This is a genomic window from Rhizobium aouanii (assembly GCF_037002925.1).
Taxonomy (GTDB): Bacteria; Pseudomonadota; Alphaproteobacteria; order Rhizobiales; family Rhizobiaceae; genus Rhizobium; species Rhizobium aouanii.
Genome location: NZ_JBAMYD010000062.1, coordinates 1 through 720 on the forward strand (window position 1 = coordinate 1; position 720 = coordinate 720).

The 720-nt window shown below is 64.0% G+C and carries 1 protein-coding gene; it reads right to left on the bottom strand.

Features of this window, described 5'->3' with window-relative positions; genetic code table 11:
- Positions 1–720, bottom strand: a 720-nt coding sequence (locus tag V8P77_RS34725) for an IS5 family transposase (protein WP_444965445.1), incomplete at both ends; no start/stop codon positions are given.

Below are 720 nucleotides of genomic sequence, written 5' to 3' on the forward strand. Positions count from 1 at the left end.
CGATCTTGCGCGCCTTCAACTCTTCGACAAAGGCTTCCACGTCGTAAGCCTTGTCGGCACCCAGCGTCGCCCCTTCGGCAAGGCCCTCGCTCAGTTCGCTCGCCGCCTCCCGCTCGCCCGTGCCGGTCGCATGCGTCACCGCACCGTCGACCACAAGTCCGTTGCGGTTCTCCATCAGCGCATGCCCCAAATAGGCCAGCCGGCTCTCCTGGCCCTTGCTCTTGCGGTAGAGCCGGGCATCCGGGTCAGTGGTGGAGGCGTGCGTCTCGTTCGAGCGCTTCTCCTTGCGGAAATCACGCTCGCCATTGCGCCCGCCCTCCGGTGGCTCGCCATCGTCGCCACCCGGGCCGTCCTTGGCGCGAAAACTCTTCATCGAGGCAAACGCCTTCAGCATCGTCCCGTCGACCGAGAAGTGCTCTGCGCTCAAAAGCTTCTTAACCGCCGGCTGTGCAAGCAGCGCCGACAGGAAGCCTTGCGCCACCTCCGTCGTCAGAACCCGGTCGCGATTATGCGTGAACACCGTCGGATGCCACACCGCATCATCGATCCCAAGACCCACGAACCAGCGGAACAACAGGTCGAACTCAAGCCGTTCCATCAATTGCCGCTCGGAGCGGATCGAATACAGCATCTGCAGCAGCACCGCCCGCAACAGCCGTTCCGGCGCGATCGACGGCCGACCCGTCTTGGCATAGAGCCCGTTGAACGACCCATCCAGCG